Annotated in this window: 3 rRNA genes; all 3 read left to right on the forward strand. The window is 63.4% G+C overall.

What is annotated here, in order from left to right:
* The first annotated feature begins 181 nt into the window (after nucleotides 1–181).
* The 3 genes from I1M21_RS09635 (at nucleotide 182) to rrf (ending at nucleotide 5,320) form a co-directional block, all read left to right on the forward strand.
* Nucleotides 182–1,687: ribosomal RNA gene (locus I1M21_RS09635) — 16S ribosomal RNA — on the forward strand.
* 397 nt (nucleotides 1,688–2,084) lie between these two features.
* Nucleotides 2,085–5,061, forward strand: a 23S ribosomal RNA gene (locus I1M21_RS09640).
* 143 nt (nucleotides 5,062–5,204) lie between these two features.
* Nucleotides 5,205–5,320: ribosomal RNA gene (gene rrf, locus I1M21_RS09645) — 5S ribosomal RNA — on the forward strand.
* Together the 16S, 23S and 5S rRNA genes form the textbook arrangement of a ribosomal RNA operon.
* The last annotated feature ends 20 nt before the right edge of the window (nucleotides 5,321–5,340 follow it).

Consider the following 5,340-nt stretch of genomic DNA (forward strand, 5'->3'; position numbering starts at 1 on the left):
GTGTCGCATCCGGGCAGACATCGAACCATTTGAAATGGTCTAACTTGGATTTGTTTTTCGCAAGGCCGCCGAGAGGCGGCCCCGAGAAATTCCTTTTCCTATCTAATAGAACCATATGAATCGAACGGAACCGATCAGCGATGACTGAGAGGACCGGACGGGCTCGAAGCCCAACATATTTTGGACGGAGAGTTCGATCCTGGCTCAGGATGAACGCTGGCGGCGCGCCTAACACATGCAAGTCGAACGGCACCCACCTTCGGGTGGAAGCGAGTGGCGAACGGCTGAGTAACACGTGGAGAACCTGCCCCCTCCCCCGGGATAGCCGCCCGAAAGGACGGGTAATACCGGATACCCCGGGGTGCCGCATGGCACCCCGGCTAAAGCCCCGACGGGAGGGGATGGCTCCGCGGCCCATCAGGTAGACGGCGGGGTGACGGCCCACCGTGCCGACAACGGGTAGCCGGGTTGAGAGACCGACCGGCCAGATTGGGACTGAGACACGGCCCAGACTCCTACGGGAGGCAGCAGTGGGGAATCTTGCGCAATGGGGGGAACCCTGACGCAGCGACGCCGCGTGCGGGACGGAGGCCTTCGGGTCGTAAACCGCTTTCAGCAGGGAAGAGTCAAGACTGTACCTGCAGAAGAAGCCCCGGCTAACTACGTGCCAGCAGCCGCGGTAATACGTAGGGGGCGAGCGTTATCCGGATTCATTGGGCGTAAAGCGCGCGTAGGCGGCCCGGCAGGCCGGGGGTCGAAGCGGGGGGCTCAACCCCCCGAAGCCCCCGGAACCTCCGCGGCTTGGGTCCGGTAGGGGAGGGTGGAACACCCGGTGTAGCGGTGGAATGCGCAGATATCGGGTGGAACACCGGTGGCGAAGGCGGCCCTCTGGGCCGAGACCGACGCTGAGGCGCGAAAGCTGGGGGAGCGAACAGGATTAGATACCCTGGTAGTCCCAGCCGTAAACGATGGACGCTAGGTGTGGGGGGACGATCCCCCCGTGCCGCAGCCAACGCATTAAGCGTCCCGCCTGGGGAGTACGGCCGCAAGGCTAAAACTCAAAGGAATTGACGGGGGCCCGCACAAGCAGCGGAGCATGTGGCTTAATTCGAAGCAACGCGAAGAACCTTACCAGGGCTTGACATATGGGTGAAGCGGGGGAGACCCCGTGGCCGAGAGGAGCCCATACAGGTGGTGCATGGCTGTCGTCAGCTCGTGTCGTGAGATGTTGGGTTAAGTCCCGCAACGAGCGCAACCCCCGCCGCGTGTTGCCATCGGGTGATGCCGGGAACCCACGCGGGACCGCCGCCGTCAAGGCGGAGGAGGGCGGGGACGACGTCAAGTCATCATGCCCCTTATGCCCTGGGCTGCACACGTGCTACAATGGCCGGTACAGAGGGATGCCACCCCGCGAGGGGGAGCGGATCCCGGAAAGCCGGCCCCAGTTCGGATTGGGGGCTGCAACCCGCCCCCATGAAGTCGGAGTTGCTAGTAATCGCGGATCAGCATGCCGCGGTGAATGCGTTCCCGGGCCTTGTACACACCGCCCGTCACACCACCCGAGTCGTCTGCACCCGAAGTCGCCGGCCCAACCGAGAGGGGGGAGGCGCCGAAGGTGTGGAGGGTGAGGGGGGTGAAGTCGTAACAAGGTAGCCGTACCGGAAGGTGCGGCTGGATCACCTCCTTTCTAGGGAGATAAATTCTTAGAGAGAAACACTTTAACTCGAATGGAGGGCAGGAGCCCGTCCGGTAGATGTCGCCCGCGATGAAGTCCCCGCAGCACCCGGTCCCCGGGGTCGCACCCGCGTACCTTGAGAGCCGCATAGCGATAGGAGAGAGATGGAAGATCCAACTCTTCCAGACTCGATTCTTTTCTGCGATTAAATAGAGAATGATAGCAATCATTCATCCGATCCAAACAAGAAGAATTCACTTATTAATGAGTGAGGAGCATCTGATCGCGAGCACAGTACAACTGCTGTGCCGCGGTATGAGATACCCGAATTGCGACATACGAGCGCTATTCATGATATCGATTAATTTTAATTAGCGACACGTGGATATCCCGCGGGCCCGATGCGGTCCCGCAAGATACCACGGGCGCACGGCGGATGCCTTGGCACAGGGAGCCGATGAAGGACGCGGCAAGCTGCGATAATCCCCGGCGAGGAGCACACATCCTTCGACCCGGGGGTCTCCGAATGGGCGAACCCATCCACAGAGGTGTGGATATCCCGACCCTGAACACATAGGGGCCGGGAGGACAACCCGGGGAACTGAAACATCTAAGTACCCGGAGGAGAGGAAATCAATCTCGAGACTCCCCGAGTAGCGGCGAGCGAAAGGGGACCGATGGCCAAACCGTCGAGCGGGCATACCCGGCAGGGGTTCCGCCGACGGGGTTGCAGGGCCGCGCATCCGGGGGCTGCCGCCCCCGGGCGCAGGTCCGGCTGGGGAGCGGAACGGCATGGGAGGGCCGGCCGCAGCGGGTGACAGCCCCGTACGCGAACCCAGACCGGACGGCGCGACGCGGTCCCTGAGTAGGGCCGGGCACGTGAAACCCGGTCCGAACCTGGGTGGACCACCATCCAAGCCTGAGTACTACCCTGTGACCGATAGCGCACCAGTACCGTGAGGGAAAGGTGAAAAGCACCCCGGGAGGGGAGTGAAACAGTACCTGAAACCGTGCGCCCACGAGCAGTCGGAGCAACTTTCAAGTTGTGACGGCGTGCCTTTTGTAGAATGAGCCAGCGAGTCGCTGGCGCGGGGCGAGGTTAACCGAAAGGGAGCCGAAGCGAAAGCGAGCCTTAACAGGGCGACTTGAGTCCCGCGCCGCGGACGCGAAGCCGGGTGAGCTATCCGTGGGCAGGCTGAAGCGGGGGTAAGACCCCGTGGAGGGCCGAACGCACGTCGGTTGAAAACGGCGGCGATGACCTGCGGATAGGGGTGAAAGGCCAATCAAACCCGGAGATATCTCGTTCTCCCCGAAATAGCTTTAGGGCTAGCGTCGCGCGTTCACCGCCGGAGGTAGAGCACCGGATGGACGAGGGGGCTTCGCCGCCTACCGAATCCAACCGAACTCCGAATGCCGGCGGCCCAGAGCGCGGCAGTCAGAGCATGTGGGCTAAGCTGTGTGCTCGAGAGGGAAACAGCCCGGACCGCCCGCTAAGGTCCCCAAGTTCCAGCCGAGTGGCAAAGGATGTGCGTCCGCCCAGACAACCAGGATGTTGGCTTAGAAGCAGCCATGCATTCAAAGAGTGCGTAACAGCTCACTGGTCGAGTGGACATGCGCCGACAATACACGGGGCTAAGCTGGACACCGAAGCGGCGGGATTTTGATTTTCAGAATCGGTAGGGGAGCTTCCCATGGGCGGAGAAGCCGTCAGGGCGACCGACGGTGGAGCGCATGGGAGTGAGAATGCTGGCATGAGTAGCGAGAGACGAGAGAGTAACTCGTCCGCCGTGAACCCGAGGTTTCCTGGGCAAGGCTAATCCTCCCAGGGTCAGTCGGGGGCTAAGGCGAGGCCGGGAGGCGTAGCCGACGCGCAGCAGGCAGACATTCCTGCACCGCGCACGCGGCGCTACGACCGACGGGGCGACGGATGGGGGTGGCTCGGCGGGGTTCTGGACGTCCCCGTGATGGAGCGCGGCCCGCGGACCAGGGAAATCCGGTCCGCACACAGGGCGAGGCTCCGGACGAAGCGACTGAGCGAAGCGAGTGAGCCCGAGGTCCCTAGAAAAACCCCTAGGCAGGCGCGTGCGCGCCCGTACCGCAAACCGACACAGGTGGGTGGGTAGAACATACCGAGGCGATCGGGTCAACCATGGTCAAGGAACTCGGCACAATGGCCCCGTAACTTCGGGAGAAGGGGTGCCCGCGCGTACGTGAACCGGCTTGCCCGGGGAGCGGAGGCGGGCCGCAGTGGAGAGGCCCAAGCGACTGTTTACTAAAAACACAGGACTCTGCAGAAGCCGCAAGGCGACGTATAGGGTCTGACGCCTGCCCGGTGCCGGAAGGTCACGCGGAGGAGTTAGCGCATCGCGCGAAGCCCCGAAGCCAAGCCCCGGTAAACGGCGGCCGTAACTATAACGGTCCTAAGGTAGCGAAATTCCTTGTCGGGTAAGTTCCGACCTGCACGAAAGGCGCAACGACTTGGGCGCTGTCTCGACCATGGACCCGGTGAAATTGCACTGGTCGTGAAGATGCGACTTACCCGCGGAAGGACGGAAAGACCCCGTGAACCTTCACTGCAGCTTGGCATTGGCCGCTGGTCCCGCGTGTAGAGGATAGGCAGGAGGCTAAGATCCGGAGGCGCCAGCCCCCGGGGAGCCGCCCTTGGAATACTGCCCTCGCGCGACCGGCGTCCTAACCCGAGGCCGTCAACCGGCTCGGGGACCGTGCCAGGCGGGCAGTTTGACTGGGGCGGTCGCCTCCTAAAGGGTAACGGAGGCGCGCGAAGGTCCGCTCGGGACGGTCGGCAACCGTCCTTTTGAATGCAAGAGTACAAGCGGGCTTGACTGCGAGGCCCACAAGCCGAGCAGGTGCGAAAGCAGGCTCTAGTGATCCGGCGGCCCCGAGTGGGTGGGCCGTCGCTCAACGGATAAAAGGTACTCCGGGGATAACAGGCTGATCTTGCCCAAGAGTCCACATCGACGGCAAGGTTTGGCACCTCGATGTCGGCTCATCGCATCCTGGGGCTGGAGCAGGTCCCAAGGGTACGGCTGTTCGCCGTTTAAAGCGGTACGCGAGCTGGGTTTAGAACGTCGTGAGACAGTTCGGTCCCTATCCTCCGTGGGCGCAGGAGAATCGATGGAGGCTGCCCCCAGTACGAGAGGACCGGGGTGGACGCACCTCCGGTGAACCGGTTGTCGACCAACGGCACGGCCGGGTAGCCGCGTGCGGCGCGGATAACCGCTGAAGGCATCTAAGCGGGAAGCCGTTCCAGGGATTAGTTCTCCTTCCGGTAAGGGCCCAGGTAGACTACCTGGTCGATAGACGGCAGGTGCAAGGGCGGCGACGTCCTCAGCCGAGCCGCACTAATCGCCCGAGCTCTTCCGGAACCGCACCTCGCGGCCCGCGGGACATGCGCTCACGCGCGGTCCGGGCACGAGGATGCCCCCGAGTCATCTTTCCTATGCGCCATGCGGCCCCCAGGGCACGTGAGGGAGATACCGGACACCGTAACGGTGGGCGCCGCCCACCGGTCAGCGGCCAGAGCATGGGGGGCACGCCCGGTCCCGTTCCGAACCCGGAAGCTAAGCCCCATCGCGCCGAGAGTACTGCGGGGTCAGCCCGTGGGAGGCCAGGGCGCCGCTGACCGGTGGACGGCACCGAGCCGT

The organism is Collinsella aerofaciens, from assembly GCF_015546965.1.
Classification (GTDB): Bacteria; Actinomycetota; Coriobacteriia; order Coriobacteriales; family Coriobacteriaceae; genus Collinsella; species Collinsella aerofaciens_X.